The 24,933-nt window shown below is 69.6% G+C and carries 25 protein-coding genes, 1 tRNA gene and 1 pseudogene; 7 read left to right on the top strand and 20 right to left on the bottom strand.

All coding sequences use genetic code 11. The annotated features are described in order from the left end of the window. Positions 1–94: 94 nt before the first annotated feature. Together AC3ENQ_RS00830 and AC3ENQ_RS00835 are read left to right on the top strand one after the other, a co-directional pair. Positions 95–406, top strand: a complete 312-nt coding sequence (locus AC3ENQ_RS00830) for a hypothetical protein (RefSeq protein ID WP_431801714.1) — start codon at positions 95–97, stop codon at positions 404–406. Then, on the top strand, positions 354–722 hold the full coding sequence (locus tag AC3ENQ_RS00835) for an ATP-binding protein (protein WP_431800783.1): 369 nt from the start codon (positions 354–356) through the stop codon (positions 720–722). Before AC3ENQ_RS00830 ends, AC3ENQ_RS00835 begins: the two co-directional genes overlap by 53 nt. 342 nt (positions 723–1,064) lie before the next feature. Here AC3ENQ_RS00835 and AC3ENQ_RS00840 read toward each other — a convergent pair whose 3' ends face one another. The 13 genes and pseudogenes from AC3ENQ_RS00840 to rplU all read right to left on the bottom strand — a co-directional run bounded on the left by AC3ENQ_RS00840 (position 1,065) and on the right by rplU (position 10,026). After that, positions 1,065–1,499 carry an arsenate reductase ArsC gene (locus AC3ENQ_RS00840; protein WP_431800785.1) on the bottom strand — a complete coding sequence of 145 codons (435 nt, stop codon included), beginning with the start codon at positions 1,497–1,499 and terminating at the stop codon, positions 1,065–1,067. 16 nt (positions 1,500–1,515) lie between these two features. Beyond that, entirely contained in the window at positions 1,516–1,710 is a 195-nt protein-coding gene (locus AC3ENQ_RS00845) for a hypothetical protein (protein WP_431800787.1), read from the bottom strand. A gap of 70 nt (positions 1,711–1,780) precedes the next feature. Continuing rightward, positions 1,781–2,743 (bottom strand): annotated as a pseudogene (gene chrA, locus AC3ENQ_RS00850) (chromate efflux transporter); the annotation flags it as partial. A gap of 315 nt (positions 2,744–3,058) precedes the next feature. Continuing rightward, positions 3,059–3,131 (bottom strand) — tRNA-Ala (locus AC3ENQ_RS00855). 75 nt (positions 3,132–3,206) lie between these two features. Then, positions 3,207–3,581 (bottom strand): ribosome silencing factor, encoded by a 375-nt coding sequence (rsfS, locus tag AC3ENQ_RS00860; RefSeq protein ID WP_431800789.1) that lies wholly within the window; start codon positions 3,579–3,581, stop codon positions 3,207–3,209. Then, complete coding sequence (locus tag AC3ENQ_RS00865; protein WP_431800791.1) at positions 3,578–4,744, bottom strand: hypothetical protein; 1,167 nt, start codon at positions 4,742–4,744, stop codon at positions 3,578–3,580. The genes rsfS and AC3ENQ_RS00865 overlap by 4 nt, the downstream gene beginning before the upstream one ends. Next, entirely contained in the window at positions 4,741–5,337 is a 597-nt protein-coding gene (nadD, locus tag AC3ENQ_RS00870) for a nicotinate-nucleotide adenylyltransferase (protein ID WP_431800793.1), read from the bottom strand. Before nadD ends, AC3ENQ_RS00865 begins: the two co-directional genes overlap by 4 nt. Positions 5,338–5,347: 10 nt before the next feature. Further along, positions 5,348–5,575, bottom strand: a complete 228-nt coding sequence (locus tag AC3ENQ_RS00875; RefSeq protein ID WP_431800795.1) for a hypothetical protein — start codon at positions 5,573–5,575, stop codon at positions 5,348–5,350. A 40-nt stretch (positions 5,576–5,615) separates the two neighbouring features. After that, positions 5,616–6,875 (bottom strand): glutamate-5-semialdehyde dehydrogenase, encoded by a 1,260-nt coding sequence (locus AC3ENQ_RS00880; protein WP_431800797.1) that lies wholly within the window; start codon positions 6,873–6,875, stop codon positions 5,616–5,618. Positions 6,876–6,921: 46 nt separating this feature from the next. After that, positions 6,922–7,758, bottom strand: coding sequence for a glutamate 5-kinase (gene proB / locus AC3ENQ_RS00885; protein WP_431800799.1), 837 nt, complete (start codon positions 7,756–7,758; stop codon positions 6,922–6,924). Further along, the gene (gene obgE, locus AC3ENQ_RS00890; RefSeq protein ID WP_431800801.1) at positions 7,755–9,278 is read right to left on the bottom strand and encodes a GTPase ObgE; all 1,524 of its coding nucleotides are present in this window, start codon (positions 9,276–9,278) and stop codon (positions 7,755–7,757) included. The genes proB and obgE overlap by 4 nt, the downstream gene beginning before the upstream one ends. Before the next feature lie 166 nt (positions 9,279–9,444). Next, entirely contained in the window at positions 9,445–9,699 is a 255-nt protein-coding gene (rpmA, locus tag AC3ENQ_RS00895; protein ID WP_431800803.1) for a 50S ribosomal protein L27, read from the bottom strand. Positions 9,700–9,717: 18 nt separating this feature from the next. Further along, the gene (gene rplU / locus AC3ENQ_RS00900; protein ID WP_431800805.1) at positions 9,718–10,026 is read right to left on the bottom strand and encodes a 50S ribosomal protein L21; all 309 of its coding nucleotides are present in this window, start codon (positions 10,024–10,026) and stop codon (positions 9,718–9,720) included. Positions 10,027–10,205: 179 nt separating this feature from the next. Here rplU and AC3ENQ_RS00905 point away from each other — a divergent pair, with 179 nt between their 5' ends. Then, positions 10,206–10,484 (top strand): DUF4031 domain-containing protein, encoded by a 279-nt coding sequence (locus AC3ENQ_RS00905; protein WP_431800807.1) that lies wholly within the window; start codon positions 10,206–10,208, stop codon positions 10,482–10,484. Positions 10,485–10,541: 57 nt separating this feature from the next. On the opposite strand, the gene AC3ENQ_RS00910 is transcribed toward AC3ENQ_RS00905, so the two are convergent. Further along, a complete protein-coding gene (locus AC3ENQ_RS00910) occupies positions 10,542–12,983 on the bottom strand; it encodes an Rne/Rng family ribonuclease (RefSeq protein WP_431800809.1) in 2,442 nt (813 codons plus the stop codon). 283 nt (positions 12,984–13,266) lie between these two features. On the opposite strand from AC3ENQ_RS00910, the gene AC3ENQ_RS00915 reads away from it, so the two are divergent. Then, positions 13,267–13,884, top strand: coding sequence for a vitamin K epoxide reductase family protein (locus tag AC3ENQ_RS00915; protein ID WP_431800811.1), 618 nt, complete (start codon positions 13,267–13,269; stop codon positions 13,882–13,884). Between the two features lie 141 nt (positions 13,885–14,025). On the opposite strand, the gene ndk is transcribed toward AC3ENQ_RS00915, so the two are convergent. The 4 genes from ndk to ileS are packed head-to-tail and all read right to left on the bottom strand — an operon-like array spanning position 14,026 to position 19,630. Further along, positions 14,026–14,439, bottom strand: a complete 414-nt coding sequence (ndk, locus tag AC3ENQ_RS00920) for a nucleoside-diphosphate kinase (protein ID WP_431800813.1) — start codon at positions 14,437–14,439, stop codon at positions 14,026–14,028. A gap of 3 nt (positions 14,440–14,442) precedes the next feature. Next, the gene (locus AC3ENQ_RS00925) at positions 14,443–14,883 is read right to left on the bottom strand and encodes a DUF4233 domain-containing protein (RefSeq protein ID WP_431800814.1); all 441 of its coding nucleotides are present in this window, start codon (positions 14,881–14,883) and stop codon (positions 14,443–14,445) included. Next, the gene (locus AC3ENQ_RS00930) at positions 14,880–16,238 is read right to left on the bottom strand and encodes a bifunctional folylpolyglutamate synthase/dihydrofolate synthase (protein ID WP_431800816.1); all 1,359 of its coding nucleotides are present in this window, start codon (positions 16,236–16,238) and stop codon (positions 14,880–14,882) included. The genes AC3ENQ_RS00925 and AC3ENQ_RS00930 overlap by 4 nt, the downstream gene beginning before the upstream one ends. Beyond that, positions 16,235–19,630: an isoleucine--tRNA ligase gene (gene ileS, locus AC3ENQ_RS00935; RefSeq protein ID WP_431800818.1), complete on the bottom strand. Its 3,396-nt coding sequence runs from the start codon at positions 19,628–19,630 to the stop codon at positions 16,235–16,237. The genes AC3ENQ_RS00930 and ileS overlap by 4 nt, the downstream gene beginning before the upstream one ends. Positions 19,631–19,882: 252 nt before the next feature. Between ileS and AC3ENQ_RS00940 the strand changes: the two genes are divergently transcribed. Next, positions 19,883–20,563, top strand: coding sequence for a pentapeptide repeat-containing protein (locus tag AC3ENQ_RS00940; protein WP_431800820.1), 681 nt, complete (start codon positions 19,883–19,885; stop codon positions 20,561–20,563). Then, positions 20,560–21,096, top strand: a complete 537-nt coding sequence (locus AC3ENQ_RS00945; RefSeq protein WP_431800822.1) for a GNAT family N-acetyltransferase — start codon at positions 20,560–20,562, stop codon at positions 21,094–21,096. The genes AC3ENQ_RS00940 and AC3ENQ_RS00945 overlap by 4 nt, the downstream gene beginning before the upstream one ends. Here the strand turns inward: AC3ENQ_RS00945 and AC3ENQ_RS00950 are convergent. Together AC3ENQ_RS00950 and AC3ENQ_RS00955 are read right to left on the bottom strand one after the other, a co-directional pair. Continuing rightward, on the bottom strand, positions 21,083–21,790 hold the full coding sequence (locus AC3ENQ_RS00950) for a hypothetical protein (protein WP_431800824.1): 708 nt from the start codon (positions 21,788–21,790) through the stop codon (positions 21,083–21,085). The two genes, AC3ENQ_RS00945 and AC3ENQ_RS00950, sit on opposite strands and share 14 nt — an antisense overlap. Continuing rightward, positions 21,787–21,948 carry a ribbon-helix-helix domain-containing protein gene (locus AC3ENQ_RS00955; RefSeq protein WP_431800826.1) on the bottom strand — a complete coding sequence of 54 codons (162 nt, stop codon included), beginning with the start codon at positions 21,946–21,948 and terminating at the stop codon, positions 21,787–21,789. The genes AC3ENQ_RS00950 and AC3ENQ_RS00955 overlap by 4 nt, the downstream gene beginning before the upstream one ends. Positions 21,949–22,341: 393 nt before the next feature. On the opposite strand from AC3ENQ_RS00955, the gene valS reads away from it, so the two are divergent. Continuing rightward, positions 22,342–24,933 (top strand): valine--tRNA ligase, encoded by a 2,592-nt coding sequence (gene valS / locus AC3ENQ_RS00960; RefSeq protein ID WP_431801715.1) that lies wholly within the window; start codon positions 22,342–22,344, stop codon positions 24,931–24,933.

Here is a 24,933-nt window from a genome sequence, read left to right on the forward strand (position 1 = left end):
GAGCAGGCCGGTGGATCGGTCCTTCTCAGCCTCGCAGCGTTTCGCCGCGAATGCGTCCCACGAACTGCAGACGCCGCTGGCGGCGACGCAGACGATGCTCGAGGTCGCTCTCGCCGACCCCGACGCGGATGCCGTGCAGCTGCGCGCCGTGGCGTCGCGCGTTCTCGAGACGAATCGGCGTAGCATCGAGACGGTTGCGGCCCTCCTCGATCTCGCAGAGCTCGACGAACGCGCTATCGGGCATCATCCGGTCGACGCCGTTCCGCTCGTCCGGTCCGCCCTGAGCGAGGAGCAGTCGGGGATCGAGGCGAGGAGCCTCACGGTCCTCGACGACCTGCCCCCCCTCGCTGCAGATGTCGGCGGACGCGGTCCTTCTGCGCCAGGCGGTGTCGAACTTGGTCCGTAACGCCGTGCGTCACAATCTCGACGGCGGCGAGCTACGGCTGCGGGCAATCGAGGCCGGAGATGTTCGCGTCCTGATCATCGAGAACACCGGCGTCGTCCTCACACGGGACCTGGTCGATTCGCTCGCCGAGCCGTTCGTCCGCGGTGTGGGCCGGATCGCCGGCGATCGAGGTCACGGCCTCGGTCTCGCAATCGTCAAGAGCGTTGCACGCGCCCTCGGCGGCGAGCTGCGTCTGACACCGCGCGAGGGCGGCGGCCTTGTGGTCGAGCTGGAGATGCCATCCGCACCTGAGAGCGCGACGCGCCTTCACCCATGATCCGCGCGATGTGACAGAAGGCCAGCGGCAGGAAGGCATCTCGCTGAGGCCGGCCTTGTGACGACTCGCCGAATGACCGCAGGAGACATCGTCGCGCAAACGGCCTACGAGCACGGCGAATGAGCAACCAGTATCGGCCGACGTCTTGGCTTCTCGACCCACACTGGTCTGAAGGCGATCAAGCACATGGCGAGCGAGACGTGAGTCGCGAACGCGGAGCCGCATCCACGCCCTCTGTTCGCCGGAAGTGGACAAGCTTCTCCTCCGACTCAGGAGCGATCGCGTTCAACCATCGCAGCCCGACTGGTCGCCAGCCAGATGAGGGACAGGAGCGTCGAGCAGTCAGTAGACGTCGCCGGATGCGTTCGGCTCGTCCGACGCCGGGGAGAGCTCTCGGATGAGGCGTTCCACGTGTTCCCGGATGTCGTTGCGGATGCGTCGCACGATGTCGAGCGGTTGTCCGGCGGGGTCGTCCAGGGCCCAGTCCTCGTAGCGTTTGCCGGGCACGATCGGACAGGCATCGCCGCATCCCATGGTGATGACAACGTCGGCTTGTCGCACGTCGTCGACGGTGAGTAGCGCGGGCGCGCCGGTGGTGATGTCGATGCCCTCTTCGCGCATCGCCTCGATGGCGACCGGATTGAGCTGGTCGGCGGGATCGGATCCCGCGGATCGAACATCGATGCGATCGCCGGCGAGCCCCGCGAGGTAACCGGCAGCCATCTGGGATCGACCGGCGTTGTGGATGCAGACGAACAGGACGGTGGGGCGTGACATGGTGACTCCGGAGCGTTCAGGCGGGCGAAGCGGCCGGGAGGAGCGCGACGACCGGCCCTCCGAGCGCCCCGACGAGCACGACGGCCCAGGGCGGCAGATGCCAAGCCGTCAGGAGGACGAAGCATATCAGCGCGAGGCAGAACGGGCCCGGGCCGGTGATCGCGGTCGTAAACACCGGCGTGTAGAGCGCGGCCGCCAGGATGCCGACCACCGCGGCACCTGCCCCCCCGCATCGCCGCCTGCATCCCGCGGCGTGCACGCAAGGCGTTCCAGAACGGGAGAATGCCGACGAGCAGGAGGAATCCGGGCAGGAAGCTGGCGACCAGCGCGATGACCGCTCCCCACGCGCCGCCCGGGCCGATGTCGGAGACAGCGCCGAGATAGGCGGCGAAAGTGAAGAGCGGTCCGGGCACCGCTTGCGCGGCACCATACCCCGCCAGGAACCCCTGCGGCGTCACCCATCCGGGGTCGACCACTCCGGCCTGCAGCAGCGGCAGCACGACGTGGCCTCCGCCGAACACCAGGGCGCCGGCCCGGTAGAAGGCGTCGAAGAGGCGGACGCCGCCGACCTCGGTCGCACCGGCGGCGAGCGGAGTGGTGACAAGTAGGGCGCTCCACAGCACGAGACACGCGATCGCGACCCCGCGCCGGACGGGGAATCGAAGCGATCCGAGAGGCGTGACGTCCGCGCGGCACAGGATCAGCCCCGCGATTGTGCCGAGGGCAATCGAGGCGACCTGGCCGATGGCGCCGGGGGCGGCCAGCGCGATCACCGCAGCGACGGCGGCGAGGGAGGCCCGGGTGCGGTCGGGAGTCAGGGTCCGCGACATCCCCCACACGGCTTGCGCGACGATCGCTACCGCGACGATCTGCAACCCCGCCAAAACGCCTCGCAGGGTCGGATCATCGAAGAACGATGCTCCGTAGGCGAAGGCGAACATGAGCAGCGCCGAGGGTGCGGTGAAGCCCAAGAATGCCGCGAGGGCGCCTCGGCCGCCGGCGCGATGCAGCCCGATCCCGAAGCCGACCTGGCTGGATGCGGGACCCGGCAGGAACTGGCACAAGGCGACCAGATCGCCGTAGTCGGCATCCTCCAGCCACCCTCGTCGTTCGACGAGCTCGGATCGGAAGTAGCCCAAGTGGGCGATCGGGCCGCCAAAGCACGTCAGCCCGAGCTTCAGGAACACGAGGAACACCTCGAGCGCAGAGCCGCGGGGCGCAGCGGGCGCGGGCGTCTCCGTCATCCGCGCCTCTCCCGCTCGACTGTCGTCACGGCCGGGGAGACTATCAGGTGCCGGAGAACACCGGGCGAGGGAAGCCTTTCCAGCGGGTGGGCAGCAGACATCTCACGGACTCGTTCCGAGACGATCATCGCCTCAACTCCGGTGTCCGAAAAAGCGGGTCAGGCTCCCATTGCCTGGTCAGCAGGTGAGAAGGCGCGGTCCGCAGTTCTCGCGGCGCGCCCACGGAAGCGGACGGGTGCGATCGAACCTGGTGCCGACAACCAAAGCAAACGCCCGAGCAGACACTCTCGCGTGTCTGATCGGGCGTTCGATCGGTGGACCTGAGGGGACTCGAACCCCTGACCCCCTGCATGCCATGCAGGTGCGCTACCAGCTGCGCCACAGGCCCATTCTCTGGGCGTTCACCGCTCTCGCGGCAACCCTTCGATGCTACTACATCTCGTGAGCGGCGACGAACCGGCGCTCACCCGGGCGCGTCGGCGACGACGCCCGTCTCGATGAGCGGCGTGTCTTTCCAGAGCCTCTCCAGCCCGTAGAACACGCGCTCCTGCTCGTGGAAGACGTGGACGACGAGATCGCCGAAGTCGATGAGGATCCACCGCGCTTCGCTCTTCCCCTCCCGCCGCAGTCGCTTGACGCCTTCCTCGAGCATCGCCTCTTCGACCGCGTCGGCGATCGCGGCGACGTTCCGCTCGCTGTTTCCGGTCGCGAGGAGGAAGGCATCCACCAGCGGCAGCGGATCGGAGACGTCGAAGGCGACGAGATCCTCCGCACCCTTGTCGTCGGCGGCCTTCGCCGCGATGCGGACCAGTTCGCGCGTACGTTCGTTCGCCGTCATCCGAGGGCTCCTGTCACGAGGCCGACGATCAGCACGCCGATCAGCGCGATGGCGAGGGCGCCCGCGGTGATGCCGAGGACGACCATCAGCCGACTGCCCTTCTCGGGCGCGGGCGGTTTGATGATGTCTTCGGCGCTCTTGATCGTGCTGATCGCCGAGCTCGCCGCGATCGGTGTGGGCGAGGATGCCGGGGGCAGCTCGCCGTCGACGAGGATCGCGTCGATCTCTTTGCCGTCGGAGGACCCGCGCGATGTTCCTGTCGAGCCGAACGAATCCGGCAGCTTGTACGTCCCGGTGATGAGGACCTCGCCGGTCGCAGCGATCGGCGAGGTGAACGCGCCGGTGTCGGGCGTCTGCGACAGGATGAGCGCGTTCGAGGCGCCTACCGAACCCGTCGTCGCACTTCCACGCGTCAGGAGCTGGTCGAAGGATGCCGGCAGTTCGATCTCGACGCCCTCACCCTTGAGCACTCCCGCGCCGAACGTCGGCGCGACGACGGGGCGCTCGGCGGACTCCTCGTCAGCGGACGCCTCCTCGGCAGGCGCTTCTTCAGCGGGCACGTCCTCGGCGGAGATCTCCTCCGGTTCTGCCTCGTCGGAGGCGTCGGAGGTGCCGTTGGTGACCTCGTCGAGTGTGGTCTCGACGTCGGGCGCCTCGCTTTGCGCGTCTGCGAGCTCCTTCGCGGCCTGCTCGGCCTCGACCTGGGCCTCGGCCTCGGCCTCGGCGTCTGCCTCAGCCTCGACTTCCGTCTCGGTCTCGGTCTCGGCCTCCGACCCCGGAAGCCCGGCGACGAGAGCTGGCGCACCGGCATCCTCACCCTGCGCCGCCTCGTCGGCGTCCGCACTCGCGGGGACGTCGCCCTCCGCGCCGTCCCCTGACGGAACGGCCTCGATCACCGGAACGGATGCCGTGCGCAGCCGCTCCTGCTGGCGCGCTTCACGACGCGTCAGGGCCGGCGCATCGAGGTCGACGGCGGCGGCAGCGGGAGCCTCTTCGACGACGACGGGCTCGGCGGCACGCGGAAGCGGCGCGACGACGGGCGCCGCCGTAGCTGCGGCCTCGGCTTCCTCAGGGGTGATGATGGGATTCGACGCGGTGTTGCGCAGTTCGCGCAGCTGACGCCGGGTCAGCTGCGGAGTCTCGGGCTGATCGGGTGTGCTCATGCCTCGCTCCGGTAGAGGTGGTGCTTCGCAATGTATTGGACGACACCGTCGGGGACGAGGTACCACACCGGGTTTCCCGCACGAACGCGCGCGCGGCAGTCGGTCGACGAGATCGCGAGGGCCGGGATCTCGAGGAGGCTCACGTCCTCGGTCGGCAACCCCTCGGTGCTGAGAACGTGCCCGGGGCGTGAGACAGCGACGAAGTGCGCGAGGTCCCAGAGCTCGTCATGGTTGCGCCAACTGAGGATCTGCGCGATCGCGTCGGCGCCGGTGATGAAGAAGAGCTCCGCGTCGGGACGTGCCGTTCTGAGATCGCGCAGGGTGTCGATGGTGTAGGTCGGTCCCTCGCGGTCGATGTCGACGCGGCTGACGGTGAACTGCGGATTGGATGCCGTGGCGATCACCGTCATGAGGTAGCGGTGCTCCCCCTCGGTGACCTTCTCCTTCTGCCACGGGCGACCGGTAGGCACGAAGACGACCTCATCGAGATCGAACGACTGCGCGACTTCGCTCGCGGCCACGAGGTGACCGTGATGGATCGGGTCGAACGTACCGCCCATGACCCCGATACGCGGGGCGCGAGTGGACTCCATGGGGCAGGCCTCAGTGGTGGCCGTGGCCCACCTGCGCCTGGTCGACGGGGTGCGCCTTGGCGTACGCCTCGGCCTTGGGAGAGTGACGGTTGGCGACGTTGCGGTACGAGAAGGTTACGGCACCGAGCACGAGGAAGACGACGAACGCGATGACGCCGAAGATGAACGTCTCCGCCTGGACGTTGCCGTGGTGCTCGGTCGTCTCTGCGGCGAGGGCGACGATCGTGGCGAGGGTCATGCGGGCTCCGTTCGGTTCGGGTGAGTCAAGTTTATGCGGTTCAGCCGCGGATCTGCCCGGTGCCGCGCGCAAGCCACTTGGTACTCGTCAGTTCCGGCAGTCCCATCGGACCGCGCGCGTGCAGTTTCTGCGTGGAGATGCCGACCTCGGCGCCGAAGCCGAACTCGCCGCCGTCGGTGAACCGCGTCGAGGCGTTCGCCATGACGACGGCGGAGTCGACCTCGGCGAGGAATCGCTCGGCGTTCGCATCATCGGCGGTGATGATCGATTCGGTGTGGTGCGTCGAGAAGCGACGGATGTGGGCGAGCGCCTCGTCGAGATCGTCGACGACCTTCATCGAGAGGTCGAGGCTCATGTGTTCGGTGGCCCAGTCGTCATCGTTCGCCGGGACGGCGGCGGCGACGAGGGCACGGACGGCGTCGTCGCCGTGGATCGTGACCCCGGCATCCGTCAGGGCGGCCGCCACGGGAGGGATCAGTCGCTCGGCGGCGTCCCGCACCACGAGCACGGTCTCGACGGCGTTGCAGACACTGGGACGCTGCGTCTTGGCGTTCACGACGATGTCTTCTGCCCACTCGAGGGGGGCGGACGCGTCGAGCACGATGTGGACGACGCCGGCCCCCGTCTCGATCACGGGGACGGACGACTGCGTGACCACCGTCTCGATCAGCTCGGCGCTCCCCCGCGGCACGAGCACGTCGACCAGCCCGCGCGCCTGCATGAGCGCGTTCGCACCCTCACGGCCGAAGTCGTCGACCGTCTGGATGGCCTCGGGGTCGATCCCCTCATCGGAGAGCGCTCCGCGCATCGCGTCGACGAGCGCGCGATTGCTCGACTGTGCGGCGGTGCCGCCGCGGAGGACCACCGCATTCCCGGACCGCAGCGCCAGCGCGGCGATGTCGACCGTCACGTTCGGGCGGGCTTCGTAGATCGATCCGACGACGCCGAACGGGACGGAGACCTTCTGCAGGTGGACGCCGCTCGGCAGCGTGCGCTCGTCGAGGACGCGACCGACGGGGTCGGGGAGCTCGGCGACGTCCCGCACCGCGCGCGCGAGTGCCGCGACGCGCGTCTCGTCGAGACGGAGGCGGTCGAGCAGACCCGCGGAGAGACCGTTCTCCGTACCGCGGGCGAGGTCGTCGGCATTGGCGGCGATGATGTCGGCGGAGGATGCCTCTAGTGCGGCGGCGATCGCGCGCAGAGCCCGAGCCTTGTCGGCGTCGCTCAGCAGGGCGACCGAACGGGCGGCATCCTTCGCGCGCTCCATGCGTTCGCGCGCGGTGGTCGCGGTGACAGTCATCCCGTCAGTGTATCGAGGGCCTGGAGCGTCTCGGGGCCCGGGTCGCTCAGCCGCGCGCCGGCGCCACGGGGATGGAGCCGGTACCGGAGGCGGGCACCGCGTGCGGGTCGGGGGCGAACCAGGTGCCGATCGGTGCACCTTCGAGCGCTTCGACGACGAGGTCGGCGCTCGTCACGAGCACGCCGACGCCCTCCGCCGCGGCGAGCTTCGCTGCCGACACCTTCGTCGCCGCTCCCCCGGTGCCGACGCTGTTGACGACGACGGAGCCGAACTCGAACCCGGCGAGGTCGTCGCCGAAGGCGACCGTGTCGATGGGGCGGGCGCCCGGCTCGCTCGGCGGCCTCGTGTACAGGCATTCGATGTCGCTGAGGAGCACGAGCGCATCGGCACCGATGAGCGCCGCGACCAGCGCGGCGAGACGGTCGTTGTCGCCGAACCGGATCTCGTGGGTTGCGACGGTGTCGTTCTCGTTGACGATCGGGAGGATGCGCAGGCCGAGGAGCCGCTCCATGGCGCGACGCGCGTTGGAGCGGTGCGTCGGGTTCTCGAGGTCCCCGGCGGTGAGGAGTACCTGGCCCGCGACGATCGCGAAGGGGCGGAGGGCGTCCTGGTAGCGGTAGATGAGGACGTTCTGCCCGACGGCGGCCGCCGCCTGCTGGGTGGCGAGGTCGACGGGTCGCTCATCGAGTGCGAGGTACGGCATACCGGTCGCGATGGCGCCGGACGAGACGAGGACGACCTCGGTGCCGCGCGCGTGCGCGGCCGCGAGCGCTTCGACGATCGGCTGGATCTTGCCGGCGTTCTCGCCGCTGATCGACGATGAGCCGACCTTCACCACGACGCGGCGCGCCCCGGCGATGCCCGCACGATCCGAGATGCTCACGACTCGTCGCTCTCCACCCACTCGTCGTCCCAGTCCGCCGTCGTGGCGAGTCGTTCGCTCTCGAGCTCGGCCCGGGCCTCCGCCTTGGCATCCATGCGCTCGTGATAGCGCTCACGGCGCTGCGAGGTCGTGCGGCGGGGGTTGAGGTCGAGGCGCGGATCGGTACCGCGCGGGGCCGTCATGAGCTCGGCGGCGGACGACAGCGAGGGATGCCAGTCGAACACGACCGCGTCGCCTTCGCCGATGACGACCGTCGACCCGGCGACGGCGCCGACGCGATAGAGCTCGTCTTCGACGCCGAGCTTCTCGAGCCGGTCGGCGAGGAAGCCGACGGCTTCTTCGTTCTGGAAGTCGGTCTGCTGCACCCAGCGCACGGGCTTCGCGCCGAGGATGCGGTAGACGTTGCCGTACGTTCCGCCCTCGACGCGGATCTCGAACTCGCGCTCGGAGCCCTGCGGGCGGATGATGACGCGCTCGGGGGCGGGCGCGGACTCCTGCTCGATGCGGTGCCGCGCGACGATGTCGGCGAGGGCGAAGGTCAGCGGGCGCAGGCCCTCGTGACTCACGGTCGAGATCTCGAAGACGCGGTAGCCGCGCTCTTCGAGCTCGGGACGGACCAGATCGGCGAGATCCTTCGCCTCCGGAACGTCGACCTTGTTCAGCGCAACGAGCTGGGGGCGCTCGAGCAGCGGGATCTGCCCTTCCGGCACGGGGTAGTTGCCGAGCTCTTCGAGGATGACGTCGAGGTCGCTCAGCGGGTCGCGACCCGGCTCGAGGGTCGCGCAGTCGAGGACGTGGACGAGCGCGGTGCAACGCTCGACGTGGCGGAGGAACTCAAGGCCCAGACCCTTGCCCTCGCTCGCGCCCTCGATGAGGCCGGGCACATCGGCGACGGTGTAGCGCACGTCGCCGGCCTGCACCACGCCGAGGTTCGGGTGCAGCGTCGTGAAGGGGTAGTCGGCGATCTTGGGCCGCGCGGCGGAGATCGCGGCGATGAGGCTGGACTTGCCCGCCGACGGGTAGCCGACGAGCGCAACATCGGCGACCGTCTTCAGCTCGAGGACGACATCGCCCTCCCAGCCGGGCGTGCCGAGCAGCGCGAAGCCCGGGGCCTTGCGCTTCGGGTTCGCGAGGGCCGCGTTGCCGAGGCCGCCCTGCCCGCCGGGCGCCGCGACGAACCGCATGCCGGGGACGATCAGATCGGCGAAGGTCTCGCCGTCGGCATCCTTCACCACGGTGCCGACGGGAACGGCGAGCTCGAGGCTCTCTCCCATCGCACCGGAGCGGTTGTCGCCCATGCCGAAGCCACCGTTGCCGGCGGAGCGGTGCGGCGAGTGGTGGTACGAGAGAAGGGTCGTCACCTGCGGGTCGGCGACCAGCACGACGTCACCGCCGTGTCCCCCGTTTCCGCCGTCGGGGCCGGCGAGGGGCTTGAACTTCTCGCGGCGCACCGAGACGCAGCCGTTGCCGCCCTTGCCGGCACGCAGGTGCAGCGTCACTCGATCGACGAACGTGACCATGAGCTCTCCTTCGCGGTCGGGGCGGTTCTGGCCGTCGGGTCTCCCCCACGGTCCGCCTATGAAAAAGTGACGGGACGGGTCATCGGAGGATCTCCGATGGGGCCCGCCCCGTCACGAATGCTGTGTGTGCGTGAGCGCAGTGACTACCGTGTGCGCGTACGCGGGGTCACTCGGCGGTGACGATGTTGACGATCTTGCGGCCGCCCTTCGCGCCGAACTCGACCGCACCGGCGGCGAGGGCGAACAGCGTGTCGTCGCCACCGCGGCCGACGTTCGCGCCGGGGTGGAAGTGCGTGCCGCGCTGACGGACGAGGATCTCGCCGGCGAGGACCTGCTGGCCGCCGAAGCGCTTCACGCCCAGTCGCTGGGCGTTGGAGTCACGACCGTTACGGGTGGAGCTTGCGCCCTTTTTGTGTGCCATCTCTGCGCCTTTCGAGACTTACTTGATGCCGGTGATCTTGACGCGCGTGAGGTCCTGACGGTGGCCCTGGCGCTTCTTGTAACCGGTCTTGTTCTTGAACTTCTGGATCACGATCTTCGGGCCGCGCTCCTCGCCGAGGACCTCGGCGGTGACGGTCATCTTCGCGAGCTTGTCCGCGTCGGTCGTGACGGTGTCGCCGTCGACGAACAGCACGGCGGGCAGCTCGAGCTTCTCGCCGACCTTGGCCTTCTGACGATCGAGAACGACGATCGTGCCGACCTCGACCTTCTCCTGCCGGCCGCCGGCGCGCACAACTGCGTAAACCACTTCACACCTGTTTCTTCTGTGGAGCGCACGGCTCCGGTTGTCCTGCGGAACGGAAAGTCCCTGACGAGTCTGCGAGCGCGGAGGCAGAACCTCGACGCACCAAGCGACTACTCTACCGGATGCCGGGGCAAGGGGCAAAAGCGCGCCCCGGGCGTGTCGCGGGTTCGTACGATGGAGGGATGGCGATCCTTGTCGATGACGCGCGCTGGCCCGCGCACGGCCGGCTGTGGGCACACCTGGTCACCGACACCGATCTGGATGAGTTGCACGCCTTCGCTGCGGCGAACGGCATTCCTCGACGCGCGTTCGACCTCGATCACTACGACGTGCCGGGCGATGCTCTCCCCCGCCTCGTCGCCGCCGGCGCTGAGCATGTCAGCGGTCACGAGCTCGTCCGCCGCCTCATCGCGTCGGGGCTGCGGGTGACGGCCCGCGAGCGTCGCGCACCCCGCCGCTGATCGAGTGCGCCGGCGGGGTCGCGCATCCCCTGGCTGATCGAGATCGCCGCGGCGGGACTACGCCTCCGACGGGCCCGACTCGCCGGGCGTCGCGGCGACCGGCGTGCCGCTGAGCGCCGCCGTCGTCACGCGGCGACGGCCGCGACCCTGACCGGGCGCCTTGGGCTCGGGCAGCGCGCTGAGGACGGAGTCGAGCAGCAGGTCCTTCTCCGTCTTCGGAGCGGATGCCGAGGCATCCGCCTTCTCTCCGCGTGCGCCGCCTTGGCGGCCCTCGCCGCGCTTGCGACGCGGCTTCTTGACGGGCTCGGCGGGCGTCTCGGCCACCTCGACGACGCCGGCGTTCACGGCGTCGACCTCATCGGCGGGGGTGTGGATCGTGGAGGCCGCGATCGCCGCGAGGGCCGACTTCGCGCCCTCGGTGATGACGTGCGTGCCGCCGTTACCCGAGCCGTTCGACCCGGAGGGCGACGAACCCTGCCGGGAGCGGCGACCGTTACCCGAGCCGTTCGACTGCGCGGGGCCGCGGTGCTTCACGACCGGGTCGTGGTGGACGATGACACCGCGACCGGCGCACACTTCGCACGGCTCGCTGAAGGTCTCGAGGAGCCCGAGACCCAGCTTCTTGCGGGTCATCTGGACGAGCCCGAGCGAGGTGACCTCGGCGACCTGGTGCTTCGTCCGGTCGCGGCTCAGGCACTCGATGAGGCGGCGTAGCACGAGATCGCGGTTCGACTCGAGGACCATGTCGATGAAGTCGACGACGATGATACCGCCGATGTCGCGCAGCCGCAGCTGGCGGACGATCTCCTCGGCCGCCTCGAGGTTGTTCTTCGTGACGGTCTCTTCGAGGTTGCCGCCCGAGCCGACGAACTTGCCCGTGTTGACGTCGACGACCGTCATCGCCTCGGTGCGGTCGATGACGAGCGAGCCGCCGGAGGGCAGCCAGACCTTGCGGTCGAGCGCCTTCTCGATCTGCTCCGTCACGCGGAAGCGGTCGAAGGGATCCTGCTCGTCCTCGTACTTCTCCACGCGCTCGAGGAGGTCGGGGGCGACGGCGGCGAGGTAGGACGTGATGGTCTGGTAGGCATCCTCGCCCTGGATGAGCATCTTCGAGAAGTCCTCGTTGAAGACGTCGCGGACGATCTTGACGAGCAGATCCGGCTCGGAGTGGAGGAGCGCCGGCGCCTGGATCGACTCGACCTGGCTGGAGATGTTCTCCCACTGCGCGGTGAGGCGCTGCACGTCACGCGTCAGCTGCTCTTCGGTCGCGCCCTCGGCCGCGGTGCGGACGATCACGCCGCTCGACTCGGGGAGCACCTCCTTGAGGATGCGCTTGAGGCGCGCGCGCTCGGTGTCGGGAAGCTTCCGCGAGATGCCGTTCATCGCTCCGCCGGGCACGTACACGAGGTAGCGGCCCGGAAGCGAGATCTGGCTCGTGAGGCGGGCGCCCTTATGCCCGACCGGGTCTTTGGTGACCTGGACGAGGACGCGGTCGCCGGACTTCAGCGCGAGCTCGATGCGACGGGGTTGGTTGCCGGTCTCGACGGCATCCCAATCGACCTCGCCGGAGTAAAGGACGGCGTTGCGCCCCCGGCCGATGTCGACGAACGCGGCCTCCATCGAGGGGAGCACGTTCTGAACGCGGCCGAGGTACACGTTGCCGATGAGCGAGGACTCCTGGCTGCGCGCAACGTAGTGCTCGACGAGCACGTTGTCCTCGAGCACGGCGATCTGGATGCGCCCGTTCTTCGAGCGCACGATCATGTCGCGGTCGACCGCCTCGCGGCGCGCGAGGAACTCCGCCTCGGTGACGACCGTGCGGCGCCGGCCCGCCTCACGGCCGTCGCGGCGACGCTGCTTCTTCGCCTCGAGACGGGTCGAGCCCTTGATGCGCTGCGGCTCGGTGATGAGCTCCACCGCGCGCTGACGCGGCTGACGACCCCCGCGGGCCTCGCCGGACTCATCACCGTCGGATGCCTGTCCCCCGCCGCCACGGCGACGGTTGCGGCGACGGGCGCTCGACCCGGACTCACCGCCCTGCTCGTCGCGTGCGTCGTCGCCCTGACCCGGGCGGGCGGGGAGGGCCACGACTTCGGGCGCGTAGAACATGAGCTGGGTCGACACCTGCGAGACGAACTCGGCAGGGAGCAGGCCGAGCGAGACCGCCGTGAGCGGTTCCGGCTCGGCGGGAGACTCGGGCTCGGCGGGACGCTCGGGCTCGGCGGCCTCCGCATCCCGAGTCTCGGGCTCGGCGGCCTCCGCAGTCGCGTCGGCGACGCCCGCGGGAACCTCGGTCAGGGCGTCGAGCGCCTCGTCGACGAGGGCGTCGGGCGCGATCTCCACGTCGACCACGGACTCGTCGATGATCTCCTCGCCGGCGACCAGCGCGTCGGCATCCGCCTGCGCGTCGTCCGCACCGGAGGCGGGCACGCCGTCGGTCAGCTCAGCGGAGCCGTCGAGGTGTGCGGGATCCGTGTGTTCATTGTGCTCATCGGCCATCTCTGGCTTACTCCTAGCGGGCGGCTCCGCGGGCCTGCCCGGGCAAATCTGGCGGTGACGCTCCGGTCCGGAGGTACCGCGAACTCATACGGTCTGCAGCCTCACCCGCACCGTGGCGGGGGTCGTGCTGCCAAGGGCGTTCATCGCCCGAAGTCTTCTGTGATGCCGGCTCTGCGGAGCGGCCGCGAGGAGCATCGGCCCTCATTATTCCACTATCGCGCCTGAAATGCGCAGATCACGACCGCTCGGCGGCGGCATAGGGAGCGGATGCCATAATCGCGGCATGCCTCCCCGCACCATCGACGCGCGCCCCCGCGGCCTCGCCGTCTGGCTCGTCATCGCCGGCGTCATCGGCTGGATCGCGGCCTTCGCGCTGACCGTCGAGAAGTTCCACGCCCTCGCCGACCCGAACGCGGGGCCGGCATCCTGCGATTTCAGCATCATCGTGCAGTGCACCGCGAACCTCGACTCGTGGCAGGGCAGCGTCTTCGGATTCCCGAACCCGATTCTCGGTCTCACCGGGTGGGTCGCGCCGATCGTCGTCGGAATGGCGGTGCTCGCCGGTGCGCGCTTCGCGCGCTGGTTCTGGTGGCTGTTCGCGGCCGGCATCACGTTCGCGTTCGGGTTCGTGCTGTGGCTCATCAGCCAGTCGATCTACGTGCTCGGGACCCTTTGCCCCTGGTGCATGGTGACGTGGCTCGTGACGATTCCGACGTTCTACGCCGTGTGGGTCTTCATGTTCCGCGCCGGCGTCGTGTCCGACGCGCCCAAGACGAGGGCCGCCGGGCGCGCGATGACGCCGTGGGTGCCGCTCATGGCGCTCGTGTCCTACGCGATCGTGCTGCTCCTCGCGCAGTTCCGCCTGGACGCCATTCCCCAGCTCATCGACGTCATCTTCTGACCCGTCGACGTCTGAGTCGGCGGCGCAGATCGCGCTGTGCGCGGGAAGGGTCGGCGCACATCGTCGGCATCCACCGTGGTGACGACGATCTGCGCCGACGAGACCCTGTCGGCGCCTCTCGGCACAAGGCGCCGACGGGTGTCAGAACCAGATGGCCAGCTCGCGCGCCGCCGACTCCGGGCTGTCGCTGCCGTGCACGAGGTTCTGCTGGACCTTCAGGCCCCAGTCGCGGCCGAAGTCGCCGCGGATCGTCCCGGGGGCGGCGGTCGTCGGGTCGGTCGTGCCCGCGAGGGAGCGGAAGCCCTCGATGACGCGGTTCCCCGCGAGGCGGATGGCGACCGACGGACCGGACATCATGAATTCGACGAGCGGCTCGTAGAACGGCTTGCCGGCGTGCTCCTCGTAGTGCTGCTCGAGGAGTTCCCGGTCGGGCTCGACGAGCTTGATGTCGACGAGCGCGTAGCCCTTCGCCTCGATGCGGGCGAGGATCGCGCCGGTGAGGCCGCGTGCGACGCCGTCAGGCTTGACGAGGACGAGAGTCTCTTCGGTGGGCATGTGTCAGTCTCCGTTCGTTGCGGCGCGCGCCGCGTTGCGGCGGTCGAGCGCTCCGCCTTTGATCGTCGCATACGCGTACATGGCGCCGAAAATGAGGCCCACGAGCCCGAGCGCGGGCACCCAGATGGCGCCGAGCACGACGACGAGCTGCCAGAACCACCCGAGCGCGATGCCCCACCGATACCGGAGGACGCCCGTCGTGGCGATCATGAGGACGGCCAGGACGCTCCCCAGCACGATTCCCCACCAGGCGGGGATGCCGGCGGGCAGCGCGTCGAGCCCGTAGAGCGCGAGGCCGCCGAGAAAGACGACGATCGCCTCGAAACCGAGGACGACCGAAGCGAGAGACTCCGCGGCGCCGCGGGCGCGACGCGAGCGCCGGACGGGTCGCCCGGCGGCTGCGGCAGGCCCGGATGCCTGGGGCGCGTCGGATGCGTCGCTCACGCCTGCCACCCGTCCTTCCAGTCCTCGTCCGCCGCAAGCTGCATCGCTTGACCGGCAAGAACGACGCTGCCCGCGATCACGACGGCCCGACGATCGGACGACGCTGCCCACTCGCGCGCGGCGTCGGCGGCGTCGGCGAGGTCGCGGTGGACCGTGACTTGCGCGCCCGCTGCCTCGGCGAGGTCGGCGATCGCATCGGGCTCGGCGGCGCGCTCGGACTCCGGCGCGGTGGCGAAGAGGTGCGTCGCGACGGGCGCGACGGTCTGCACGATGCCCGCGAGGTCCTTGTCGGTGAACGCGCCGAGGACGATGCCCCACTCGTCGAAGTCGAACGAGTCGGCGAGGGCCGCGACCAGTGATCGTGCGCCGTGCGGGTTGTGGGCGCTGTCGACGAGCACGGTGGGTGCGACGCCGACGAGCTGGAGGCGGCCGGGCGAGGTGACCTCGGCGAGGCCTTCGGCCACGGCATCCGGAGCCAGTCCCTGCTCCGCCCCGCCGATGAGCGACTCGACCGCGACGATCGCGAGCGCCGCGTTGTGCCCCTGGTGAGCGCCGTAGAGCGGCAGGTACAGGTCGTCGTACCGACCGGCGAGCCCGCGCACGGAGATCTGCTGACCGCCGACCGCGAGGCGCTGATCGGTGAGCTCGAACCCCTGCCGCGGGCCCTCGAACGCGACGGAGGCGTCGACCTCCTGCGCGCGGGCGAGGATCGCGCGGGCGGCATCCGGGTGCTGCACGGCGGAGACGACGGCGGCACCGGGCTTGATGATCCCCGCCTTGACCGACGCGATCTCGCCGATCGTGTCGCCGAGCCGGTCGGCGTGGTCCAGGTCGATCGGAGCGAACACGGCGACGTCGCCGTCGGCGGTGTTCGTCGAGTCCCACGACCCGCCCATCCCCACTTCGATCACCGCGACGTCGATGGGTGCGTCCGCGAACGCGACGAAGGCGAGCACGGTCAGCAGCTCGAAGAACGTCAGGGGCGCGTCGCCGGATGCCTCGAGCTCCGCATCGACCAGGCCGACGAACGGCTCGATCTCCTCCCACGCCGCGGCGACGAGCGCGTCGTCGATGGGCTCGCCATCGATCACGATCCGCTCTGTGAAGCGCTCGAGGTGCGGGCTCGTGAACAGGCCCGTCCGCAGGCCGTGCGCGCGCACGATCGATTCGATCATGCGCGCCGTCGAGGTCTTGCCGTTGGTGCCCGTGATGTGGACGACGCGGTAGGTCTTCTGCGGGTCGTCGAGCAGTTCGAGGACGCGCTGCGTGCGCTCGACGCGGGGCTGCACCCACTGCTCCCCCTGCCGCAGGAGGAGCGCCTCGTAGACGGCGTCGGCGCGGGAGCGATCGCTCATGCGGTGTCTCCGATCCGGGTGACGGCGACGGAGAATCCGCCGGCATTGGCGTAGGTTCGTGCGGCGACGGATGCCGTGTACTCCGCATCGACGGTCTCGGCCGCGGCGAGGAGCGAGCCCTCGCCGACGAGCGCCTCGCCGCCGGGGGCGACGACCGCGTAGTCGAGGGCGAGCGTCTCACCCGCGACGTCGGCCGCGTCGAACGCCGAGGCGACGGCGCGGGCGTCGTCGTCGTCGTCGAAGAGCAGCTGCAGGCGGATACGGTCGCTGACGTCGAAGTCGGCGGCGCGGCGCGTCTCTTGCACGGCGCGGATCACGTCGCGCGCGAGACCCTCGGCCTCGAGCTCGGGCGTCGTCGTCGTGTCGAGGAGCACGAAGCCGCCGTCCGCGAGAAGTGCGATGGCTGTTCCCTCGGCGATGTCGCCGGCCTCGAGGGTCAGATCGTACTCGCCTTCCTCCAGCGCGACGCCGTCGACGACGACCACGCCGTCCTCGACGCTCCAGACACCCGAGCGGGCACCCGCGATGACGTGCTGGACCTGCTTGCCGAGGCGCGGGCCGGCCGCCCGCGCGTTGACCGAGAGGCGCTGGCTGATGCCGTACTGCTCGGCGAGACCGTCGGTGAGCTCAACGAGGCGCACTTCCTTGACGTTGAGCTCGTCGCGCACGATGTCCTCGAACGGCGCGAGGGCATCGGCGTCGTGCACGGCGACCGTGAGCTGCGGCAGCGGCAGCCGCACGCGCTTGCCCTCCTTCTTGCGGAGGGCGTTCGCGACGCTCGACACCTCACGGACGGCATCCATCGCGGTACGGATCTCGGGCGAGGCGGGGAACGCTGAGGCATCCGGCCAGTCGGTCAGGTGGACGCTGCGGCCGCCTGTCAGTCCCTGCCAGATGCGCTCGGAGACGAGCGGAATGAGGGGGGCTGCGACGCGGGTCAGCGTCTCGAGCACCGTGTAGAGCGTGTCGAAGGCCTCGGCGCTCGCGGGGTCGTCGGTCACCCCCACCCAGAACCGGTCGCGGGAGCGGCGGATGTACCAGTTCGTCAGCGCTTCGGCGAAGTCGCGCAGGCGCGCGGCCGCCGTCGTCGAGTCGAGCGCGTCGAGGTCGGCGGCGACATCGCGGACGAGGTCGCCGAGGAGCGCCAGGATGTATCGGTCGAGGACGTCCGTCGAGTCGGTGCGCCACTGCGCTTCGTAGCCCGAACCGTCCGAACCGCCGGCGGCGTTGGCGTACGTAGCGAAGAAGTACCACGCGTTCCACACCGGCAGGAGGAACTCCCGTACGCCCGCGCGGATGCCCTCCTCCGTCACGATCAGGTTGCCGCCGCGGAGGACCGACGAGGCCATCAGGAACCAGCGCATCGCGTCGGAGCCGTCGCGGTCGAAGACCTCGCTCACATCGGGGTAGTTCCGGAGCGACTTCGACATCTTGAGCCCGTCGCTGCCGAGCACGATGCCGTGGCAGGCGACGCCCGAGAACGCGGGGCGCCCGAACAGCGCGCCGGAGAGCACGTGCATGACGTAGAACCAGCCCCGCGTCTGCCCGATGTACTCGACGATGAAGTCGGCGGGCGAATGCGTGTCGAACCACTCGCGGTTCTCGAACGGGTAGTGCACCTGCGCGTACGGCATGGAGCCCGAGTCGAACCACACGTCGAAGACGTCCTCGATGCGGCGCATCGTGGACTGGCCGGTCGGATCGTCGGGGTTCGGCCGGGTCAGCTCGTCGATGAACGGACGGTGCAGGTCGACCTCGCCCGCCTCGTTCGTCGGCAGGCGGCCGAAGTCGCGCTCGAGGTCGGCAAGGGAGCCGTACACGTCGACGCGCGGGTGCTCGGGGTCGTCGCTCTTCCACACCGGGATGGGCGAGCCCCAGAAGCGGTTGCGGCTGATCGACCAGTCGCGCGCGCCCTCGAGCCACTTGCCGAACTGCCCGTGCTTGACGTTCTCGGGCGCCCAGGTGATCTGCTCGTTGTAGGCGAGCAGGTCGTCCTTGATCTCCGTGACGCGCACGAACCAACTCGACACGGCCTTGTAGATAAGGGGGTTCCGGCAGCGCCAGCAGTGCGGGTAGGAGTGCTCGTAGGATGCCTCGCGGAGCAGGCGCCCTTCGGCCTTCAGCAGTCGGATGAGCGGGCGGTTGGCATCCATCCACAGCTCGCCGGCGACGTCGGTGACCTGCGGCAGGAAGCGTCCGCCGTCGTCGAGACTCATGATGAGCGGGATGCCGGCGGCGCCCGTCACCCGCTGGTCGTCCTCACCGTAGGCGGGAGCCTGGTGGACGATGCCCGTGCCGTCGGTCGTCGTGACGTAGTCATCGACGAGAATGCGCCACGCGGTGCCGGTGCCCCAGACGTCCTCGTCCGCGTAGTAGTCGAAGAGCCGGTCGTAGTGGACGTCGGCGAGCTCGGTTCCGAGGAGCGTGCGCTCGACGGCATCCGCCGCCTCGGCCGCGCTCTCGTAGCCGAGCTCCTTCGCGTGGCCCGCGAGGAGCTCGGCGGCGAGCAGGTAGCGGTGCGCGGCGGCGGACTCGGTGTCGTCGCCCGCGGGGACGTCTGCCGCGCCGAGCGGGCCGGCGGGCACGACGACGTACGAGATGTCGGGGCCGACGGCGAGGGCGAGGTTCGTCGGGAGGGTCCAGGGCGTCGTGGTCCACGCGAGCGCGCGGACGCCGGTGAGGCCGAGCGCCTCGGCCTTCTGCCCGACGAGGGGGAAGGTGACGGTGACGGACGGGTCCTGACGCATCTTGTAGACGTCGTCGTCCATGCGCAGTTCGTGGTTCGACAGCGGGGTCTCGTCACGCCAGCAGTAGGGCAGCACGCGGTAGCCCTCGTAGGCCAGGTTCTTGTCCCACAGGGTCTTGAACGCCCAGAGCACCGACTCCATGTAGGTCACATCGAGCGTCTTGTAGCCGCGCTCGAAGTCGACCCAGCGCGCCTGGCGGGTGACGTAGTCCTCCCACTGCTCGGTGTACTCGAGCACCGACTCCTTCGCCTTCTCGTTGAACGCGGCGATGCCCATCTCGACGATCTCGTCCTTCTCGGTGAGCCCGAGCTGCTTCATCGCCTCGAGCTCGGCGGGAAGCCCGTGCGTGTCCCACCCGAAGACGCGATCGACCTTCTTGCCGCGCATCGTCTGGAACCGCGGGAAGAGATCCTTGGCATACCCGGTGAGCAGGTGTCCGTAGTGCGGCAGGCCGTTCGCGAACGGCGGGCCGTCGTAGAAGACCCACTCCTCGGCGCCCTCGCGCTGCGAGATCGACGCGCGGAACGTGTCGTCCGCCGCCCAGAAGGCGAGCACCTCGCGCTCGATCTCGGGAAAGCGCGGGCTCGGCGAGACGCTGTCGGCGGCGGGACCGAAAGCGGAAGTCGAAGGGCGAGGGTAGGTCATGTCACTCCAGCAGGTGCATTGCGTGCGTTCCTGCGAGGACGATCCGTGCTTTCGCGCCGACCGCGGTACCACCCCGCTTGGCGGATGTCGAGGCATCCACCCGCTCTCCTGCGGCTGTCACGGGCCTGCCCCGCGCGGTTCTAGTGACCCGGTCGTCGTGACCCGGACGTTCTTCCGCGAGCTCCCCGGTGATGGCCGGATCGCAGCTGATCCGCCCATCATACCGGTGGCGCATGCGCGTAGGGTCGGAGGATGCCTCGACGCAGTGACTCTCCCGCGGGCTCCCCCGCACCGCCGCGCGCCGTGACCCCGGACCTCCCGGACGACCTCGACGATCTCGACGATCTCGAGGGACTCGCGGCCCGTGCGGATCTCATCGGCGTCCGCGTCACCGCACTCGCGGGCGGCGTGTCGGCCGCCCACTCCCGCATCGCCGAATCGCGCATCGATTCCCCCGCCGTCGACCGTCTGGACCTCACGGGCTCCACCTTCTCCGACGTCGTCCTCGCCGAGGCGCGCGCTGCGGAGCTCATCGTGCGGGACGCGACGTGGCGGAATGTCGAGCTGACCGGCGGGCGGATCGGCACGTTCGACGCCCTGCGCGCCGCATGGGACGGTGTCGTGCTCCGCGGCATCCGCATCGACTATCTGACGCTTCCCTCGGCCGATCTCGTCGACGTGCTCTTCGCGGACTGCACGATCGGCGCGCTCGATCTGCCCGAAGCGACGCTCACGCGCGTGCGCTTCGTCGACTGTCGCGCCGATGAGGTCGACACGCGCGGGCTGCGCGCCGCCGACCTCGATCTTCGCGGCCTCGAGGCGCTCTCCTACACCGACCCGCGCGGACTCTCCGGGGCGACGCTCGAGGCGCGGCAGGCCGAGGTGCACGCCGTCTCGTTGGCGCACGCGCTCGGCATCCGGGTCGCGCCGTGATCGTTCAGACTGCGCGCCTCGAGCTGCGCGAGATGACGGATGCCGACCTGCCCGCTCTGCGCAAGGTCCTTCACGACCCCGTCGCGATGACCGCATACGAGGGCGCCTTCACCGACGCCGAGTCGGCGGACTGGCTGCGCCGCCAGCAGGAGCGCTACCGCGACGACGGATTCGGCCTGTGGGCGGTCGTGCTCAGGGAGAGCGGCGAGATGATCGGGCAGTGCGGCATCACGCGGCAGCGCATTGACGATGACGAGGTGATCGAGGTCGGCTACCTGTTCCAGCGTGCGCACTGGCATCGCGGGTATGCGGTGGAGGCGGCATCCGCCTGCCGCGACTGGGCGTTCGAGACTCTCCCGATCGACGAGCTCTACGCGAAGGTACGCTCGACGAACGTCGCATCGATGAACGTCGCGATCCGCCTCGGGATGACGGTGCGCCGCACCTTCACGACCCACTACCGCGGTGTCGACATGCCCCGCCTCGCGTTCGCGGTGGCGCGCCGCGAGTGGGAGGCGCTCACGCGTCGGTGACGCGGCGGTAGCCGTACATGTCCTCGTAGGCGCCGTTGATCCAGAGCCGCCAGCCCTCGGGTGTCGTCACGAGCGCGGTGCGGTTGTAGGCCTCATCGTGGACGTCGGCGTCAAACCCCACCGTCGCCAGCCGCTCCGTGAGTGCATCGAGGTCGCCGGTCGACGACATGCCCAGGACGACGCCCGCCGTGTCGCCCCGATGGAACGCAATCGATCCGCCGCCCGGGGCGCGGAACTCGATCCACGCGCCCGAATCGGCCGCGATCGTCTCCACGAGACCGAACGCCGTGAGCACGGGGCGCACGGTCGCGACGTCGGTGTCGTACCAGATCGGCTGGACCACGGTGCCGTCTGCTGCCCGCCGCAAAGGCTGCGTCGCCGACACGCGTACTCCCGAGGCGGAGGTCGCCGTGAGGAGCGGACCGATGTCGTCGAGCACGGTCCGCTCGTTCGGTATGCCGGCTGCGCCGAGAGCCCGCTCGACGGCGTCGAGGTCATCGACGAGGAGATGGAGCTCCGTGGTGTCGGCCGCGGCATCCCCCGTCTCCACAGCATGGACAGCGAGGATGCCGTCGCCGTCGAACTCGCTCCACATGTGCTGCGGCACGCCGTGCGGCGCGAGTCCGATCGCCTCTGCGAGAGCGTGCCAGCGCTCGGGCTGGGTCGTGTAGTGGATGGCTTGGACGGTGTTCACGATGCCTCCTCCAGGTAGCTCGTCAGGGCTCGCTCGACCAGCGCCGACAGTGATACGCCGTCGTCGATCGCGCGATGTTTGACCTCTCGGATGAGAGTCGGCGGCAGGTACACGTTGAATTGCGCCTTCGCCGCGGCGCCGCCTGACTCTGCTTGCATGCTAGCAAGATAGCATACAGAAGCCTGTTGTGGGGAAGAGCCGGTGTACACGACTCCGGAGATGCGAGGTGCGCCGAGGCGCGGGCCGCGCCATCGCGCGAGGTCCTGCCGCCGCGAGCACCGAATCTCCGGAGTTGTGAGCCGGGGGCGACGGAGCTTACGACGACCGGCGGCGGCGGCGACGACGGCCGTCCGAACACAACTCAGGCAGATCTGCACGCCACGCGCCCCCGAACGGCCGGAGCGCGGATTCTGCCTGAGTTGTGAACCGGGATCGCGCGCACCGGGCAGCGCCCGCCGCCACCGCGTGCGGGGCGGCCCGGTAGACTGGGCGCACAACCCACACTCAGGCACGCTCACACAGTGCCGCACATATCGCTCGAGGAGACCCATATGTCGAACGCGCAGATTCCCGACAAGCCCGCCCTGGAAGGCCTCGAGCAGAAGTGGGATGCCGCGTGGACCGCGGACGGCACCTATCTCTTCGACCGCGATGCGGCCAAGGGCACCGGGCGCGGTGGCGTCTACTCGGTCGACACTCCGCCGCCGACTGCGTCGGGATCGCTCCACATCGGCCACGTGTTCAGCTACACGCACACCGATGTGAAGGTGCGGTATGAGCGCATGCGCGGCAAGACCGTGTTCTACCCGATGGGCTGGGACGACAACGGCCTGCCGACCGAGCGTCGCGTGCAGAACTACTACGGCGTGCGCTGCGACACCTCGCTCCCCTACGACGCCGACTTCGAGCCGCCGTTCCACGGCGACGCGAAGAGCCTGAAGCCGGCCGATCAGGTGCCGATCAGCCGCCGCAACTTCATCGAGCTGTGCGAAGAGCTCACGCTCGAGGACGAGAAGCAGTTCGAGGCGCTGTTCCGCCAGCTCGGCCTCTCGGTCGACTGGACGCAGACCTACCGGACGATCTCGAACGACACGATCCGCACGAGCCAGCTGGCGTTCCTCCGGAACCTCGAGCGCGGTGAGGCCTACCAGTCGCTCGCGCCGACCCTGTGGGACATCGACTTCCGCTCGGCGATCGCGCAGGCCGAGCTCGAAGACCGCGAGCAGCAGGCGAACTACCACCGCATCGCGTTCCACAAGAGCGACGGCTCGGGCGACATCCACATCGAGACGACGCGACCCGAGCTCCTCGCCGCGTGCGTCGCTCTCGTCGCGAACCCCGGCGACGAGCGCTACCAGCCGTACTTCGGTACGACCGTCCGTACGCCGATCTTCGATGTCGAGGTGCCGGTGCTCCCCCACCCGCTCGCCCAGCAGGACAAGGGCTCGGGCATCGCGATGGTCTGCACGTTCGGCGACGTGACCGACATCGTGTGGTGGCGTGAGCTCGACCTGCCGAACCGCACGATCCTCGGCAAGGACGGGCGCGTTCTCCCCGACGCGCCCGATGCGTTGACGACGGATGCCGCGAAGGCCGCGTACGCGGAGATCGCGGGTCTCACGGTGTTCAGCGCGAAGAAGAAGATGGTCGAGCTGCTGGAGGCATCCGGCGAACTGCTCGAGATCTCGAAGCCGTTCAGCCACCCGGTGAAGTTCTATGAGAAGGGAGACCGGGCGCTCGAGATCGTCTCGACGCGCCAGTGGTACCTCCGCAACGGGGCGCGCGACGAGGCGTTCCGCGAGAAGCTCATCGCCCTCGGTCGCGAGATGTCCTGGCATCCCGACTTCATGCGCGTGCGCTACGAGAACTGGACGAACGGGCTCACCGGCGACTGGCTGGTGTCGCGCCAGCGCTTCTTCGGCGTCCCGATCCCCGTGTGGTACCCGCTCGATGAGAACGGCGACCGCGTGGAGGCCGGCGTGATCGTGCCCGACGCCGCCGATCTGCCCATCGACCCCACGATCGACGTTCCGGACGGCTTCGACGAGTCGCAGCGCGGTGTGCCGGGCGGATTCGAGGGAGAGCGCGACATCTTCGACACGTGGGCGACGTCGTCGCTCACCCCGCAGCTCGCCGGCGGCTGGAAGCGCGACGAGGAGCTCTGGAACCTCGTCGCGCCCTTCGACCTGCGCCCGCAAGGCCAGGAGATCATTCGCACGTGGCTGTTCTCCACGATGGTGCGCTCCGCTCTCGAGGACGACCGCGCTCCGTGGACGGATGCCGCGATCTCGGGCTACATCCTCGACCCCGACCGCAAGAAGATGTCGAAGTCGAAGGGCAACGTCGTCACGCCCGCCGACATCCTCGACCGGCACGGCACCGACGCGGTGCGCTACTGGTCGGCTTCCAGCCGGTTCGGCTCGGACGCGGCCTTCGACATCCAGAACCCGACCCAGGTGAAGATCGGTCGACGCCTCGCGATCAAGGTGCTGAACGCGGCGAAGTTCGTGCTGTCGTTCCCCGTCCCCGAGGGTGCGGAGGTGACCCACGCGCTGGATGCCGCGATGCTCGCGACCCTCGACCAGGTGGTCCGCGACGCGACCGCCGCGTTCGAGGCGTACGACCACGCGCGGGCGCTGGAGATCACCGAGGCGTTCTTCTGGACGTTCTGCGACGACTATCTCGAGCTCGTCAAGGAGCGCGCGTACAACCAGAACGACGTCGGGCAGGCATCCGCCGCGCTCGCGCTCCGTCTCGCCCTTTCGACGCTTCTGCGCCTCCTCGCCCCCGTGCTCGCGTTCGCGACCGAGGAGGCGTGGTCGTGGTTCGAGGACGGCTCGATCCACACCGCTCCCTGGCCCGAGCCGCGGGGCATCGAGGGCGACCCGGCGGTCCTCACGGCCGCGAGCACCGCGCTCGTCGGCATCCGCCGCGCGAAGACCGAGGCCAAGGCGTCGCAGAAGACGCCCGTCGCGCGAATCGTGCTGCGGGCGCCGGATGCCGTGGTCGCGGCACTCTCCCTCGCAGAGGGCGACCTCAAGGCCGTCGGTCGCATCGAGACGCTCGAGCTCCTCACCGGAGGCGACGGCCTGACCGTCGAGAGCGTCGAACTGGCCCCTCAGCCCGAACAGAGCGGAGTCTGA

This window comes from Microbacterium sp. bgisy203 (genome assembly GCF_057706945.1).

Coding starts and splice junctions, on each gene's coding strand:
- AC3ENQ_RS00830 (WP_431801714.1), top strand. CDS start 95: ATGCTCGAGGTCGCTCTCGCCGACCCCGACGCGGATGCCGTGCAGCTG.
- AC3ENQ_RS00835 (WP_431800783.1), top strand. CDS start 354: ATGTCGGCGGACGCGGTCCTTCTGCGCCAGGCGGTGTCGAACTTGGTC.
- AC3ENQ_RS00840 (WP_431800785.1), bottom strand. CDS start 1,499: ATGTCACGCCCCACCGTCCTGTTCGTCTGCATCCACAACGCCGGTCGA.
- rsfS (WP_431800789.1), bottom strand. CDS start 3,581: ATGACGGCGAACGAACGTACGCGCGAACTGGTCCGCATCGCGGCGAAG.
- AC3ENQ_RS00865 (WP_431800791.1), bottom strand. CDS start 4,744: ATGAGCACACCCGATCAGCCCGAGACTCCGCAGCTGACCCGGCGTCAG.
- nadD (WP_431800793.1), bottom strand. CDS start 5,337: ATGGAGTCCACTCGCGCCCCGCGTATCGGGGTCATGGGCGGTACGTTC.
- AC3ENQ_RS00875 (WP_431800795.1), bottom strand. CDS start 5,575: ATGACCCTCGCCACGATCGTCGCCCTCGCCGCAGAGACGACCGAGCAC.
- AC3ENQ_RS00880 (WP_431800797.1), bottom strand. CDS start 6,875: ATGACTGTCACCGCGACCACCGCGCGCGAACGCATGGAGCGCGCGAAG.
- obgE (WP_431800801.1), bottom strand. CDS start 9,278: ATGGTCACGTTCGTCGATCGAGTGACGCTGCACCTGCGTGCCGGCAAG.
- rpmA (WP_431800803.1), bottom strand. CDS start 9,699: ATGGCACACAAAAAGGGCGCAAGCTCCACCCGTAACGGTCGTGACTCC.
- AC3ENQ_RS00905 (WP_431800807.1), top strand. CDS start 10,206: ATGGCGATCCTTGTCGATGACGCGCGCTGGCCCGCGCACGGCCGGCTG.
- AC3ENQ_RS00910 (WP_431800809.1), bottom strand. CDS start 12,983: ATGGCCGATGAGCACAATGAACACACGGATCCCGCACACCTCGACGGC.
- AC3ENQ_RS00915 (WP_431800811.1), top strand. CDS start 13,267: ATGCCTCCCCGCACCATCGACGCGCGCCCCCGCGGCCTCGCCGTCTGG.
- ndk (WP_431800813.1), bottom strand. CDS start 14,439: ATGCCCACCGAAGAGACTCTCGTCCTCGTCAAGCCTGACGGCGTCGCA.
- AC3ENQ_RS00930 (WP_431800816.1), bottom strand. CDS start 16,238: ATGAGCGATCGCTCCCGCGCCGACGCCGTCTACGAGGCGCTCCTCCTG.
- ileS (WP_431800818.1), bottom strand. CDS start 19,630: ATGACCTACCCTCGCCCTTCGACTTCCGCTTTCGGTCCCGCCGCCGAC.
- AC3ENQ_RS00940 (WP_431800820.1), top strand. CDS start 19,883: ATGCCTCGACGCAGTGACTCTCCCGCGGGCTCCCCCGCACCGCCGCGC.
- AC3ENQ_RS00955 (WP_431800826.1), bottom strand. CDS start 21,948: ATGCAAGCAGAGTCAGGCGGCGCCGCGGCGAAGGCGCAATTCAACGTG.
- valS (WP_431801715.1), top strand. CDS start 22,342: ATGTCGAACGCGCAGATTCCCGACAAGCCCGCCCTGGAAGGCCTCGAG.